Annotated in this window: 12 protein-coding genes and 1 pseudogene; all 13 read right to left on the bottom strand. The window is 59.9% G+C overall.

The annotated features are described in order from the left end of the window. Nucleotides 1-5 precede the first annotated feature (5 nt). Nucleotides 6-1,343 carry a hypothetical protein gene (locus AC1DSG_RS17450; protein ID WP_477792000.1) on the bottom strand — a complete coding sequence of 446 codons (1,338 nt, stop codon included), beginning with the start codon at nt 1,341-1,343 and terminating at the stop codon, nt 6-8. Nucleotides 1,344-1,526: 183 nt separating this feature from the next. Then, nucleotides 1,527-1,694, bottom strand: a pseudogene (locus AC1DSG_RS17455) (transcriptional regulator); the annotation flags it as partial. 396 nt (nt 1,695-2,090) lie between these two features. Beyond that, a complete protein-coding gene (gene nuoN / locus AC1DSG_RS17460; protein WP_477792001.1) occupies nt 2,091-3,554 on the bottom strand; it encodes an NADH-quinone oxidoreductase subunit NuoN in 1,464 nt (487 codons plus the stop codon). 7 nt (nt 3,555-3,561) lie between these two features. Then, entirely contained in the window at nt 3,562-5,094 is a 1,533-nt protein-coding gene (gene nuoM, locus AC1DSG_RS17465) for an NADH-quinone oxidoreductase subunit M (protein WP_477792002.1), read from the bottom strand. Between the two features lie 40 nt (nt 5,095-5,134). After that, nucleotides 5,135-6,988 (bottom strand): NADH-quinone oxidoreductase subunit L, encoded by a 1,854-nt coding sequence (gene nuoL, locus AC1DSG_RS17470; protein WP_477792003.1) that lies wholly within the window; start codon nt 6,986-6,988, stop codon nt 5,135-5,137. Further along, nucleotides 6,985-7,293 (bottom strand): NADH-quinone oxidoreductase subunit NuoK, encoded by a 309-nt coding sequence (gene nuoK, locus AC1DSG_RS17475; RefSeq protein ID WP_007946416.1) that lies wholly within the window; start codon nt 7,291-7,293, stop codon nt 6,985-6,987. Before nuoK ends, nuoL begins: the two co-directional genes overlap by 4 nt. A 2-nt stretch (nt 7,294-7,295) precedes the next feature. After that, entirely contained in the window at nt 7,296-7,799 is a 504-nt protein-coding gene (gene nuoJ / locus AC1DSG_RS17480) for an NADH-quinone oxidoreductase subunit J (protein WP_477792004.1), read from the bottom strand. Nucleotides 7,800-7,808: 9 nt separating this feature from the next. Continuing rightward, on the bottom strand, nt 7,809-8,354 hold the full coding sequence (gene nuoI / locus AC1DSG_RS17485) for an NADH-quinone oxidoreductase subunit NuoI (protein WP_007946418.1): 546 nt from the start codon (nt 8,352-8,354) through the stop codon (nt 7,809-7,811). Between the two features lie 12 nt (nt 8,355-8,366). Continuing rightward, a complete protein-coding gene (gene nuoH, locus AC1DSG_RS17490; RefSeq protein WP_059406599.1) occupies nt 8,367-9,374 on the bottom strand; it encodes an NADH-quinone oxidoreductase subunit NuoH in 1,008 nt (335 codons plus the stop codon). After that, on the bottom strand, nt 9,371-12,085 hold the full coding sequence (gene nuoG / locus AC1DSG_RS17495; protein WP_477792005.1) for an NADH-quinone oxidoreductase subunit NuoG: 2,715 nt from the start codon (nt 12,083-12,085) through the stop codon (nt 9,371-9,373). Before nuoG ends, nuoH begins: the two co-directional genes overlap by 4 nt. Before the next feature lie 136 nt (nt 12,086-12,221). Next, a complete protein-coding gene (nuoF, locus tag AC1DSG_RS17500; protein WP_461954786.1) occupies nt 12,222-13,577 on the bottom strand; it encodes an NADH-quinone oxidoreductase subunit NuoF in 1,356 nt (451 codons plus the stop codon). Next, nucleotides 13,574-14,071 (bottom strand): NADH-quinone oxidoreductase subunit NuoE, encoded by a 498-nt coding sequence (gene nuoE, locus AC1DSG_RS17505; protein WP_007946422.1) that lies wholly within the window; start codon nt 14,069-14,071, stop codon nt 13,574-13,576. The genes nuoF and nuoE overlap by 4 nt, the downstream gene beginning before the upstream one ends. Before the next feature lie 2 nt (nt 14,072-14,073). Beyond that, the coding region (gene nuoC, locus AC1DSG_RS17510; protein ID WP_477792006.1) for an NADH-quinone oxidoreductase subunit C/D at nt 14,074-15,385 on the bottom strand (1,312 nt) is incomplete at its 5' end.

Genomic DNA, 15,385 nt, shown 5'->3' on the forward strand with positions numbered 1-15,385 from the left:
GCGCATTACTTACTCACCTCGTACAATTTTTCACCGATGAACTCTCCAGCTTGGCTACCACCGTCTCCCATTTGCGCGGCGAGCAGGCCGCTTACAACCAGCATGCAAACGACACCTCCTGCTCCAACGGTTCCCACTCCAATTGCGGCACATGTCATTGGCGCGAGAGTTGGCGCCAGTCGGCCCGCTATAGCTCCGCCTAGGACGTTTCCAGACAGTTTCGACCCCTCTACAAATTTCGCCTGACGACATTCTTCCTCGCGACCGGTGCGGCACGTTTCGTAAATCTTCGTCGCCGCAGAGCCCGCTCCTAACCCAATCGCCACATAGCCGCCTGCCTTCATATATTTTGAAGCTCTCGCCACACCGTCGATATTTGTTGCGTAGCCAGGCAATTGATTCGGTGCTCCAGCCTTGTTCCAGTTGTGCACGATCCTTCGCGTGGACAAGCCTAGTGCTCGTTTCAGTTTGGGATGATCTGATAGTCCCGTAGCTTTACGAACCAAAGGTTCGAAACCAGCATCCAGTTTTTTCATCAGTCTTTTGCGTTTCGCAAAAAAGTCCGGGGAATTCAGGTGGCCATATTGGCGGTGCTGTTCCACGTGTAATCGCTCAAGTTCTATCAGTGTGTTTTTAAGCGTGTCCATATGCTGACCCACCATGAAGGATGCAACTCCCAACGCTCCGGAAGAGACACCCAAAAAAGGTTCAATTACTTCATGGTGCTCAACCATGAACGAAGCCTCTTCATCCGTCAGATCTTTCAGCGCTTCATTCACCTTTTCCGCAGCCGCCATCATCTGCGCCTCTTCTCGACGGCACATGTAGTTGCGCGAGTCGCTGAAGATGACCATTTGCCCCGGTTTTACGTGTTTACCGAGATGGCGATTCAGCGAGCGGAACTCGCGGCGCAGCATATCGCTGGGGGTGATTTCGTACAGCGAGCGTTCCAGCGCTTCGAGGCTCATGGGTTTCTGGACAATGTGGAAGCCCGACTCCACAGGTTTGGGCAGGGTGTAGGCGTGTTCTTCTACCAGATGCTGGGCCGGTGGTGGCTCGGGTTTGGGTTTGAAGGCGTTCCAGGAAGCGCCGCCGTTATTCGCAACGACTCGCGGTTTCACCACTATCCAATCGCCATTACTAACAGCTTCGATCAGTTTTCGCTGGTTGGCTCCTTGCAGGTAGTTGGATCGATTGAGGCCCAATGCGTTTAGCAGGTCGTCGAAGCCGGGTAATTCATCCGGGCGGTTCAGCGCCTGTCGAAAGTCTTCCATTGCTTGGTAGGTGTCGAGTACTTGGCCATGTTGGCCATGGAGTTCTCTTTGGGGGATGAGTCTGGCCACGTGCGTGTCCCTTTCCGCAAAATGGGGACTTTGGCGATCAGCCTCAAGTTTGAATGCCGGGTGATTCCGGTTTGGGTGTAGGGTGAATCCGATTTGCCTGCGAGCCGAAGCAGCGGACAAAAAAAGGTGCCCTGAAGGACACCAAAAAATTCACCTGATGGGATACAACAATTTCATCATTTAGGTTTGCGAGAGGTCGRGCTGCTGGCGGATGCTCACGACTTCTTCAGCGGTGACAGGCACTTGTTTGGGCAAACTGATCTTGCGGGTTCGCAGGGTGACCCTTCCTTGTCGCTCATCTGCGAGGGCTTCCATGCCGTCCATCAGTTCGGAAAAAATGTCGCGTCCCATAGTGCGATCTCGTATTGGTTTCTCCATTAGGTGCTTCTCGTATTTCAAATCGCATGAGGGACGTGGTGGCAGCGACCCTTCGAAGGCATCCAGTAGATCGTCTGACGGAGGGGCATCGAAGTCGGCAGGAAGCGCAAGTTTGCCCTTCATGACTCCAATTCGTTTTCTGCGCGGTTCTTCGCGTTTCATTGTTCGCACTTACCTCGACTTTTCCATCCAGCGGTCATTCAAGATAATTCCAATACCCCAATTCTGGCTGTAGGACGAACCTGACATTCCCGCGTGAGCTTTCGGGGATTGCGGCAGGAGGGCGGGGCAGCRGTAATAATTCCCACAAACGCAAAAACGGCACCCGAAGGTGCCGTTTTTGTTTTCTACCGAGTGCCGCCTAAGCGATCAACCCGCCAACCCGGCCTGCTGAACCAGGACCAGCAGTGGTTGTGGGTAGACGCCGAGGAAGAACGCCACTAGAGCGATGGCCAGCAGCATCACGCCGCCTGCACGTTGTTCCCAGTGCAGTTGTGCATCGTGGCGACGCAGGTTCGGTTCGATCAGGAACAGAGTGACCATCACACGCAGGTAGTAGAAAACGCCGATGGCGCTGCCCAGTACCAGGGAGCCGACCAGCCACCACTGATGCGCCTCGACGCCGGTGGCAATGATGTAGAACTTGCCGATGAAGCCCGCGGTGAGCGGGATACCGGCCAGGGACAGCATCATCACGGTGAGTACGGCGGTCAGGTACGGACGGCGCCAGAACAGGCCGCGGTATTCGTACAGGGCATCCGCGTCACGGCCGTTGTACGGCGAGGACATCAGGGTGATCACGCCGAAAGCGCCGAGGCTGGTGATCACGTAGGTGACCAGGTACACGCCGATGGCTTCCACGGCCAGACCCTTGCTCGCCACCAGGGCGATCAGCAGGTAACCGAAGTGCGCGATGGACGAGTAACCCAGCAGACGCTTGAGGTTGCTCTGGGTCAGTGCCAGCAAGTTACCGAACAGGATCGACGCGATGGCGATGATGGTCAGCACGTCGCTCAGCACACCGCTGCTTGCCGCTGGCGAGATCTGGAACAGACGCACCATCACTGCAAACACGGCCACTTTCGACGCGGTCGCCAGGAACGCGGCCACCGGTGCCGGAGCACCTTCATACACGTCCGGGGTCCAGAGGTGGAACGGTACCAGCGACAGCTTGAACGCCAGACCGATCAGCATCATGCCCAGGCCCAGTTGCGCTAGCGAGCTTGGCAGACCAGTAGCCGCCAACGCCTGGCCGATACCGCTGAAGCTCAGGCTGCCCGAATCGGCATACAGCAGTGCCATGCCGAACAACAGGAACGCGGAACCGGCGGCCGACAGCACCATGTACTTGATACCGGCTTCCAGCGAACGCTTGTTGAAGAAGGCATAGGCCACCAGACCGTAGACCGGCACCGACAGCAGTTCCAGACCGATGAACAACCCGGCCAGGTGCTGCGCGCTGACCAGAACCAGGCCACCGGCGGCGGACATCAGGATCAGCAGGTACAGTTCTTCACGGTTGCCCGGGTAACCCGAACCGCCATCGCCGAGGTAGGCGTGGGCGAGGGTCACACACGCGAGGGTGGCGACCAGGATCAACGCCATGTACAAGCAGGCGAAGCTATCGATTTGCAGCAAAGGGGTCACGGCCAATGGCGCGACTTTCAGGGCTGGCAGGATCGACAGCAGCGCCAGGTTCAGCCCCGCCACGGAAATCAGGAAGGTCTGCGAGTGGTTGCGGCGCCAGGCAATCGCCAGCATCACCACGATGATCGTGGCGCTGGTGATCAACAACGGCGCTAGCGCGATAAAGTGTTGAGTCGTGAATTCCATAGCGCTCTTACCGGGCCGAAGCGAGTTGAGTGAAGGCGGTGCCAAGCCACTGCTGCACGCCATGCATCGTCGCGGCAGAGGTGTCGAGGAACGGTTGCGGGTACACGCCGATGTAAATCAGCAGCACCGCCAGACCGACCACCATGATCAGTTCGCGACCTACCAGACCCTGCAACACCGCGTCCGATTTGGACGGGCCGAAGTAAGTACGGTGGATCATGATCAGCGAGTAGACCGAACCGAACACAAGGCCGGACGTTGCGATCGCAGTGATCCATGGCGCAGCGGCGAAGTTGCCGATCAGGATCAGGAACTCACCGACGAAGTTGCCAGTACCCGGCAAGCCCAGCGACGCGGCCGCGAAGAACAGGCTGAGGGCCGGCAGGTAAGCGATCTTCGACCACAGGCCACCCATTTCACGCATGTCGCGGGTGTGAGTGCGCTCGTACAACTGACCACTGAGGATAAAGAGTGCCGCGGCCGACAGACCGTGAGCCAGCATCTGCATCACCGCACCCTGCAGCGCAATCTGACTGCCGGAGTAGATGCCGATCAGTACGAAGCCCATATGGGAAACGGACGAGAAGGCAATCAGACGCTTGATGTCGGTTTGCGCGAACGCCAGGAATGCACCGTAGAAAATCCCGATCAGACCCAGGGTCATGGCGATCGGCGCAAACTCGGCCGAGGCATTCGGGAACRGCGGCAGGGCAAAACGCAACAGACCGTAAGCAGCGGTTTTCAGCAAGATACCAGCCAGGTCCACGGAACCTGCGGTCGGTGCCTGGGCGTGAGCGTCAGGCAACCAGGAGTGGAACGGTACGACGGGCAGCTTGACCGCGAAGGCGATGAAGAAGCCGAGCATCAGGATGTACTCGGTGGTCAACGACATCTTGGTTTTCAACAGGTCGGCGTAGTTGAACGTAATCACGCCGGTTTCGTTGAAGTTGACCAGTACTAGCCCCAGGATCGCCACCAGCATGATCAGGCCGGACGCCTGAGTGAAGATGAAGAACTTGGTCGCCGCGTAGATCCGGGTTTTCTTGCCGTCTGCAGAACTGTGACCCCAGAGCGCGATGAGGAAGTACATCGGCACCAGCATCATTTCCCAGAAGAAGAAGAACATGAACAGGTCGATGGCGAGGAACACGCCGACGACACCGCCCAGGATCCACATCAGGTTCAGGTGGAAGAAACCAACGTGACGCTGGATCTCTTTCCACGAGCAGAGTACCGAGAGGACACCCAGCAGACCGGTCAGCAGGATCATCAACAGCGACAGGCCGTCGAGGGCCAGGTGCACGTTGATGCCCAGGCGCTGGATCCAGACATGCTTGAACTCAAGCGCCCAGGTCGGATCGGCGCCAGGCGCCGGGGCAAATGAATAGTCACCGGTGGCCCACAGCCAGAGGCCGAGCGCGAGTTCCAGGGACATGGTCAACAGCGCAATCCAGCGGGGGAGGACGGCGCCGGAGCGCTCACTCATCCAGCACAGCAGGCCGCCGATGAAGGGGATCAGGATTAGCCAAGGCAGAATCATGACGGGCTCAATTCCTTTCGCAAGTTCGCAAGGTTCATATTCAGACCGCTACCAGCACGATGGCGCCGATGACCAGCACGGAGCCGGCTGCCATCGATGCCGCGTACCAACGCAGTTGACCGGTTTCGGTACGGCTCAGGGCGGTGTGACCACCTTTGGCCATACGCGGGATCAGACCGATGGTCTGGTCGAGCGGGTCTTTGCGCAGGATGTGGCCGATCGCCAGGTATGGCTTGACGAACAGTTTGTCGTAGATCCAGTCGAAGCCCCAGGCCGCGAACCACCAGGCCGAGAGCAAGCGACCAATGCCGCTGTTGGCGACGGCCGTAACGAAGCGACGCTTGCCGAGGAACAGCAGCGCGGCCAGCAGGACACCGGCCAGGGCGATGGCGCCCGAAGCGATTTCCAGGCTGTGCTTGGCTTCGCCGCCGGCATGGCCGACGCTGAGCGGCAATACACCGTGCAGCGGTGGAGTGATCATCGCGCCGATGGCGGTAGACAATACAACCAGCACCGACAGTGGCAACCAGTAGGCAACGCCGTGACCTGGGTGCGCTTCAGTCTTCGCTTCACCGTGGAACGCAATGAAGATCATGCGGAAGGTGTACATCGAAGTCATGAACGCGCCGACCAGACCTGCGTAAAGCAGATGGTCGTTTCCGCTGGCAAACGCTTCCCAGAGGATTTCGTCCTTGGAGTAGAAGCCTGCGGTCACCAGTGGCAGGGCCGCGAGGGCCGAACCGCCGACGATGAAGCAGGTGTAGGCCAATGGCAGTTTCTTCCACAGGCCACCCATCTTGAAGATGTTTTGCTCGTGGTGGCAGGCAACGATCACCGCGCCGGACGCAAGGAACAGCAGGGCCTTGAAGAACGCGTGGATCATCAGGTGGAAAATCGCCGCGTCCCAGCCACCCACGCCCAGAGCCAGGAACATGTAGCCGAGCTGGCTCATGGTTGAGTAGGCGAGAATACGCTTGATGTCGGTCTGGACCAGAGCGGCAAAACCGGCCATCACCAGGGTGATGCCGCCGACGATGCCGACCAGGTGCAGGATCTCCGGCGCCAGGGTGAACAGGCCGTGGGTACGGGCAATCAGGTAGACACCGGCGGTCACCATGGTTGCGGCGTGGATCAGTGCCGAAACCGGGGTAGGGCCGGCCATCGCATCCGCCAGCCAGGTTTGCAGTGGCAGTTGCGCGGATTTACCGACAGCGCCGCCCAGCAGCATCAGGGTGGCCATGACGATCCAGAAGTCGCCGGTCTGGAATTTCTGCGGTGCCAGCACCAGCAGTTCCTGGACGTTCAGCGTGCCCAGTTGCACAAACAGGATGAACAGGCCGATGGCCATGAACACGTCACCGACGCGAGTCACGATGAAAGCCTTGAGTGCTGCGTTACCGTTGTTGCGGTTGCTGTAATAGAAACCGATCAACAGGTACGAACACAGGCCTACGCCTTCCCAACCGAAGTAGATGAACAGCAGGTTATCGCCCAGCACCAGGAACAGCATGCTGGCGATAAACAGGTTGGTGTAGGCAAAGAAACGCGAGTAACCGTCTTCACCGCGCATGTACCAGGACGCGAACAGGTGGATAAGGAAGCCGACGCCGACCACCACCCCGAGCATGGTCACGGACAGGCCGTCCAGATGCAGGGCGAAGCTCGGCGTAAAGCCTTCCACCGCCATCCACTGCCACAACACCTGAGTGAAGTGGCCGCCTTCCGGCGGGGCGACGTTGAATTGCCAGATCACGTAAGCCGCGACGATGGCCGACAGACCGATGGAACCGACGCCAATCAGCGCCGACAGGTTTTCCGAGAGGCGGCCGCGTGAGAACGACAGCAGCAGGAAACCTATGAGAGGGAATACGAAAGTCAGATAGAGAAGATTCATCCGCGCATCTCGCTGGCAGCGTCGATATCGAGAGTGTGGAAGCGGCGGTACAGCTGCAACAGAATCGCCAGGCCGATACTGGCCTCAGCGGCTGCCAGGCTGATCACCAGGATGAACATGATCTGTCCATCCGGCTGCGCCCAGCGGCTACCGGCAACGATGAACGCCAAAGCGGAGGCATTCATCATGACCTCCAGGCTCATCAGCACGAAGAGAATGTTGCGGCGGACCATCAGGCCGACCAGACCGAGGCAGAACAGGATGCCGGCGACCGCCAGACCATGCTCCATAGGGATAGCAGGCATCGTCATTGCTCCTTGGCTTCGTTGCGGCCCAAGTGGAACGCCGTGACGGCTGCAGCGAGCAGCAACATCGAGGCGAGTTCGACCACCAGCAGATACGGACCGAACAGGCTGATGCCCACGGCCTTGGCGTCTACGGTGGTGTGGCCGATGGCCTGACCGCTGGAATGGCTGAACAGCACATACAGCAGTTCACACAGCAACAATGCGCCGAGAATCACCGGGCCGAGCCAGATGCCGGGCTTGAGCCAGACGCGCTCTTGCTGAACCGAGGCGGGACCGAGGTTCAGCATCATCACCACGAACACGAACAGCACCATGATGGCGCCAGCGTAGGCGATCACTTCCAGTACACCGGCAAACGGTGCGCCGAGGGCAAAAAACGTCATGGCCACGGCGATCAGCGAAATGATCAGGTAGAGCAGGGCGTGCACAGGGTTGGTGTTGGTGATCACGCGAAGCGTGGACACCACAGCGATACCCGATGCGAAATAGAAAGCGAATTCCATCTTTCTTCCTTAAGGCAGCAAGCTCTTCACGTTGATCGGCTGGGCTTCATTCTGCGCGGAGCCTTTGGGCTTCCCGGCAATCGCCATACCTGCAACACGATAGAAGTTGTAATCAGGGTTTTTGCCGGGGCCGGAGATCAGCAGATCTTCTTTCTCGTAAACCAGGTCCTGACGTTTGAACTCGGCCATCTCGAAATCCGGTGTCAGCTGGATCGCGGTGGTCGGGCAGGCTTCCTCGCAGAGGCCGCAGAAAATGCAGCGCGAGAAGTTGATGCGGAAGAAGTCCGGGTACCAGCGACCGTCTTCGGTTTCAGCTTTCTGCAGCGAGATGCAGCCAACCGGGCACGCCACGGCGCACAGGTTGCAGGCTACACAACGTTCTTCACCATCAGGGTCGCGGGTCAGGACGATACGGCCACGGTAGCGCGGCGGCAGGTACACGGCTTCTTCCGGGTACTGCAGCGTGTCGCGCTTGCGGAAGGCGTGGCCGAAAATCATCACCAGGCTGCGAAGCTGGGTGAAGAAGCCATGCACGATGTCAAATATGTACTTCATGATTCTCTATCCTCACTGAGCCGCGACGGCGGGCGTGTTGAGCAACACGATCGCAGCGGTCACCAGCATGTTGACGAGGGTCAGCGGCAGGCAGAACTTCCAGCTGAAATCCATCACTTGGTCATACCGTGGGCGCGGAATCGAAGCGCGCAGCAGGATGAAGATCATGATGAAGAACGCGGTTTTCAGCGCGAACCAGATGAACGGGATCTGCGGCAGAATGCCGAACGGACCATGCCAGCCACCGAAGAACAAGGTCACCAGCAGCGCCGAAATCAGCACGATGCCGATGTACTCGCCGACGAAGAACATGCCCCATTTCATGCCGGCGTATTCAATGTGGTAACCGTCGGCCAGTTCCTGTTCCGCTTCCGGCTGGTCGAACGGGTGACGGTGAGTCACGGCGACGCCAGCGATGAAGAAGGTCAGGAAACCGAAGATCTGCGGAATGATGAACCACAGGTTCTGGGCCTGGTAATCAACGATGTCGCGCATGTTGAACGAGCCGACCTGGATCACAATGCCCATCAACGACAGGCCCATGAACACTTCGTACGACACGGTCTGTGCCGAGGCACGCAAGCTGCCCAGCAGGGCGAACTTGTTGTTACTCGACCAACCGGCGAACAACACCGCATAGACCGACAGACCGGCCATGGCGAAGAAGAACAGGATGCCGATGTTCAGATCCGCCACGCCCCAGGTCGGGGTGATCGGGATGATCGCGAAGGCAATCAGCAGGGCGCTCATGGCCACGACCGGCGCCAACGTGAAGATCATCTTGTCGGCGAACGGCGGGGTCCAGTCTTCCTTGAAGAACATCTTGATCATGTCGGCTGCGATCTGGAACGCGCCGAACGGGCCGACGCGGTTCGGACCGTAACGGTCCTGCCAGAGGGCGAGCAAACGACGCTCGACCCAGCTCAACAGTGCGCCGCACACCACCACGGCGAGCAGAATCACGATGGCCTGAATGACTGCGATGATCACGTCGATCACTTCAGGAGTGAACCAAGTCATTGCGCTGCCTCCTGCAGACCGTCAACGGATTTGCCAAAGATCGCTGGCGGAATGCCGGCGATGCCCGCCGGCAATGCAACCAGACCGGCACCCAGCTCTTCATTGATGCGCAGCGGCAGACGCAGGGTCTGGCCAGCCACGTTCAGGCTGAGCATTGCGCCTTCGTTGACACCCAGACGATCAGCTTCGGACTTGGCCAAAGCGACGTAGGCGGCCGGGATACGTTCCTGAACCGGCGCGGCTTTCGAAGAAGTCTCTTCGCTGCCGAGCAGGTGGAAGAACGGCACAACCTGCCAAGTGCCCGGAGCCGGGTTGAACGCACGTGGAACAGCGGCGAACCAGTTCAGCGAATCACCGGTGCTTTCGATCAGGCGGGTGCCCGGGTCGCCAGCGCGGATGTGACCACCGACTTCGTCCTGGAACTTGTTCCAGGCTTGCGGCGAGTTCCAGCCCGGAGACCAGGCGAATGGCACTTGCTGGCGCGGTTCGACCGAGCCCGAGTAACCTTCCATCGAGAAGTTGAACGCGGTGTCGTTGTCTTGCGGAGTACGCGGTTCGTGCACGTTGATGTCAGCGCGCATGGCGGTACGACCGGAGTAACGCAGCGGTTCGCGGGCCAGTTTCATGCCCTTGATGCGGAACGAGGCGGACGGTGCGGCATCAACGATACGCGCCAGTTGCGGCGTGCTCGAAGCGACGGCAGCGGTGACGTGGTCCAGCTGGGTCCAGTTGATCGGCTGGTTCAGCAGGGTGGCGCGCAGGGCATGCAGCCAGCGCCAGCCTTCGTGAACCAGGATGCTGGCGTCCATGTATTTCGGATCGAAGACCTGGAAGAAACGCTGAGCGCGGCCTTCCTGGCTGACCAACGTACCGTCGCCTTCAGCGAAGCTGGCGGCTGGCAGAACCAGGTGCGCGCGATCGCTGGTGGCGGTTTTCTGATGGTCGGCAACGATCACCACTTTCGCGGCGCTCAGGGCGGCATCAACCTTGGCTTTGTCGGTACGGGTGTACAGATCGTTTTCCAGCACGACGATGGCGTCGGCTTGGCCGTCGATTACGGCTTGCAGGGCTGCGTCGACCGAGTCACCACCGAGCATGGCCAGGCCGAGGCTGTTGGCCTCTGGCACGATCAGGCTGATGGAACCGTTCTTCTCGCGCAGCTTCAAGGCTTTGGCGATGTTCGCGGCGGCTTGGATCAGCGCCTTGGAACCCAACGAAGTGCCGGCAATGATCAATGGACGCTTGGCCGCGAGCAGTGCGTCGGCGATGCGCTTGGCCAGTTCGAGGGCTTCAGCATCCAGGCCTTCAACCGCTGGAGCGCTGGCGTCGAGGGCGTGAGCCACGGCGAAACCGATTCGGGCCAGGTCGTCCGGAGCTGCGTGAACGCATTCTTCGGCGATGTCGTCGAGCTTGGTTTCAGCCAGGCTGGCGATGAACAGCGGGTTCAGCGCGTGCTGACCGATGTTCTTCACGGCGGCGTCGAGCCAAGGCTGAACGCGCATGGCGTCGGCCATGTCTTCGGCCTTGCCTTTGACCGATTGACGCAGGGACAGAGCCATGCGCGCAGCGGTCTGGGTCAGGTCTTCACCGAGTACGAAGATTGCATCGTGGTCTTCGATGTCGCGCATGTTCGGGATCGGCAGCGGGCTGTCTTTCAGCACCTGCATGACCAGACGAATGCGTTCCAGTTCGGCAGCTTCGATACCGGAGTAGAAGTGCTCGGCGCCCACCAGTTCGCGCAACGCGTAGTTGCTTTCGAGGCTGGCACGCGGCGAACCGATACCGACGATGTTGCGGCCGCGCAGCAGGTCAGCGGCTTTGTCCAGCGCATCGTCGAGGCTCAGCTTGGTGCCGTTGGCCAGCAAAGGCTGACGCGGGCGATCTTCGCGGTTGACGTAGCCATAGCCGAAACGGCCACGGTCGCACAGGAAGTACTGGTTGACCGAACCGTTGAAGCGGTTTTCGATACGACGCAGTTCACCGTAGCGCTCGCCCGGGGAGATGTTGCAACCGCTGGAGCAACCATGGCAGATGCTCGGCGAGAACTGCATGTCCCACTTGCGGTTGTAGCGCTCGGAGTGAGTCTTGTCGGTGAACACACCGGTCGGGCAGACCTCGGTGAGGTTGCCGGAGAACTCGCTTTCCAGTACGCCGTCTTCAACGCGACCGAAGTACACGTTGTCGTGGGCGCCGAACACACCAAGGTCGGTGCCGCCAGCGTAGTCTTTATAGAAGCGCACGCAGCGGTAGCAAGCGATGCAGCGGTTCATTTCGTGGGAAATGAACGGGCCCAGTTGCTGGTTCTGGTGGGTACGCTTGGTGAAGCGGTAACGGCGCTCGTTGTGGCCGGTCATTACCGTCATGTCTTGCAGGTGGCAGTGACCGCCTTCTTCACAGACCGGGCAGTCGTGAGGGTGGTTGGTCATCAGCCATTCAACAACACTGGCGCGGAAGGCCTTGGATTCTTCATCTTCGATGGAGATCCAGGTGCCATCGGTGGCGGGGGTCATGCAGGACATGACGATACGACCACGGGTGTCGTTCTCGTCGGTGTACTGCTTGACCGCGCACTGGCGGCAAGCGCCAACGCTGCCAAGGGCAGGGTGCCAGCAGAAATACGGGATATCGAGGCCTAGCGACAGACATGCCTGTAACAGGTTGTCTGCCCCATCGACTTCGAGCTCTTTGCCGTCTACGTGGATAGTGGCCATGGTTCAAAGTTCTTCGTTGGCCCGGTGTCAGCGGGCGTGGCTAATGGAATCTTGTATTCGCGTGAATCAACACAGCCGTTAAAGGCGTCATCACACGAGAAGGCGAAGGGCACGGACCCTTCGCCTTTTTAAGCGTTTACGCGCCGACTACGATCGGCCTTGCCAGAGGCGGGACGACGGCGCTGGTAGGCGCGATGCCGGCTTCGAACTCATGGCGGAAGTATTTGATTGCGCTGCCCAACGGCTCCACGGCGCCCGGTGCGTGAGCACAGAAGGTCTTGCCAGGGCCGAGGAAACCGACCAGACCCAGCAGGGTCTCGATATCGCCGGCTTGCCCTTCACCGTTTTCGATGGCGCGCAGGAGCTTGACGCTCCACGGCAAACCGTCACGGCACGGGGTGCAGAAGCCGCAGGATTCGCGGGAGAAGAACTCTTCCATGTTGCGCAGCAAGGACACCATGTTGACGCTGTCGTCCACCGCCATGGCCAGGCCGGTGCCCATACGGGTGCCAACCTTGGCGATACCGCCGGCGTACATTTGTGCGTCCAGGTGTTCCGGCAACAGGAAACCGGTACCGGCGCCGCCTGGCTGCCAGCACTTGAGCTTGAAGCCGTCGCGCATGCCGCCGGCGTAGTCTTCGAACAGCTCACGGCCGGTAACGCCGAATGGCAGTTCCCACAGCCCAGGGTTCTTGACCTTGCCGGAGAAGCCCATGAGCTTGGTGCCCATGTCTTCACTGCCTTCACGGGCCAACGATTTGTACCAGTCCACGCCGTCGGCAATGATCGCCGGCACGTTGCACAGGGTTTCAACGTTGTTCACGCAGGTCGGCTTGCCCCACACGCCAACGGCGGCAGGGAAGGGCGGCTTGGAGCGCGGGTTGGCGCGGCGGCCTTCGAGGGAGTTGATCAGTGCGGTTTCTTCACCGCAGATGTAACGCCCGGCACCGGTGTGGACGAACAGCTCGAAATCGAAGCCGCTGCCCAGGATGTTTTTACCCAGCAGCCCCGCTGCCTTGGCTTCTTCCACGGCACGGTTGAGGTGCTTGGCGGCGGTGGTGTATTCGCCACGCAGGAAGATGTAGCCACGGTAGGTTTTCAGCGCGCGGGCACTGATCAGCATGCCTTCGATCAGCAGATGGGGCAGTTGCTCCATCAGCATGCGGTCTTTCCAGGTGTTCGGCTCCATTTCATCCGCGTTGCACAGCAGGTAGCGGATGTTGATGGATTCGTCTTTGGGCATCAGGCCCCACTTGACGCCCGTGGGGAAGCCTGCACCGCCGCGACCTTTCAGGCCCGAATCCTTCACGGTCTGGACGATGTCGTCCTGAGCCATGTCGGCGAAGGCTTTGCGTGCAGCGGCGTAACCGTTCTTGGCCTGGTACTCGTCGAGCCACACGGCTTCGCCGTCGTCACGCAGACGCCAGGTCAGCGGGTGAGTCTCGGCCGACCGCTTGATGCGGTTGGCAGGGCCGAAGGAAGTCAGGGTCATACGTAGCCCTCGAGCAATTTGGCAACGCCGGCAGGCTGCACATCACCGAAAGTGTCGTCGTCGATCATCAACGCCGGCGCCTTGTCACAGTTGCCGAGGCAGCAGACCGGCAGCAGGGTGAAACGACCGTCGGCGGTGGTCTGACCCAGGCCGATGCCCAGATTGCTCTGGATTTCGCTGACCACGGACTCGTGGCCGCCGATGTAGCAGACCATGCTGTCGCAGACGCGAATGATGTGACGGCCAACCGGCTGACGGAAGATCTGGCTATAGAACGTTGCCACGCCTTCTACGTCGCTGGCCGGGATGCCGAGGATTTCGCCGATGGCGTACAGAGCGCCATCCGGCACCCAGCCACGTTCCTTCTGGACGATCTTCAGGGCTTCGATCGACGCCGCGCGCGGGTCTTCGTAGTGATGCAGCTCGTGCTCGATGGCCGAGCGCTCGGTTTCACTCAAGGTGAAACGGTCTGTCTGGATAAGCGTGCTGTTCATGCTTAGCGGTCCACGTCGGCCATAACGAAATCGATACTACCCAGGTACGCAATCAAGTCCGCGACCATGCTGCCTTTGATCACCGAAGGGATCTGCTGCAAGTGCGGGAAGCTTGGGGTACGAATCCGGGTGCGGTAGCTCATGGTGCCGCCATCGCTCGTCAGGTAATAACTGTTGATGCCCTTGGTCGCTTCGATCATCTGGAAGGATTCGTTGGCCGGCATGACCGGGCCCCACGAAACTTGCAGGAAGTGCGTGATCAGGGTCTCGATGTGCTGCAGGGTGCGCTCTTTCGGCGGCGGCGTGGTCAGCGGGTGATCCGCCTTGTACGGGCCTTCCGGCATGTTGCGCATGCACTGCTCGATGATCTTGATGCTCTGGCGCATTTCTTCGACGCGCACGATGCAACGATCGTAGGCATCGCCGTTGGCGGCCAGCGGCACTTCGAATTCGAAGTTTTCGTAACCGGAGTACGGGCGAGCCTTGCGCAGGTCGAAGTCGCAACCGGTCGAACGCAGGCCGGCACCGGTGACGCCCCATTCCAGGGCTTCTTTGGTGTTGTAGGCGGCGACGCCGATGGTCCGGCCACGCAGGATGCTGTTGTCCAGGGCGGCTTTCTGGTATTCGTCCAGACGCTTTGGCATCCATTCGACGAAGTCTTTCACCAATTTTTCCCAGCCGCGCGGCAGATCGTGAGCGACGCCACCAATGCGGTACCAGGCCGGGTGCAGACGGAAACCGGTAATGGCTTCGATCACCGTGTACGCCTTCTGACGGTCGGTGAACGTGAAGAACACCGGGGTCATGGCGCCGACGTCCTGGATGTAGGTCCCCAGGAACAGCAGGTGGCTGGTGATCCGGAAGAACTCGGCCATCATGATGCGGATGACGTCGACCTTCTCCGGCACCTTGATGCCGGCCAGCTTCTCGACCGAGAGCACGTACGGCAGGTTGTTCATCACGCCGCCGAGGTAGTCAATACGGTCGGTGTACGGGATGAAACTGTGCCAGGACTGACGCTCGGCCATCTTCTCGGCACCACGGTGGTGGTAGCCAACGTCCGGCACGCAGTCGACGATCTCTTCACCGTCCAGCTGCAGGATGATGCGGAACGCACCGTGCGCGGAAGGGTGGTTGGGACCGAGGTTGAGGAACATGTAGTCCTCGTTCGCACCGGAACGCTTCATGCCCCAGTCTTCAGGCTTGAAGCGCGCGGCTTCTTCCTCAAGCTGTTGCTTGGCGAGGTTCAGGGTGAACGGGTCGAACTCGGTGGCACGGGCCGGGAAGTCCTTGCGCAGCGGGTGACCTTCCCAG

Source organism: Pseudomonas sp. P5_A12, assembly GCF_056400685.1.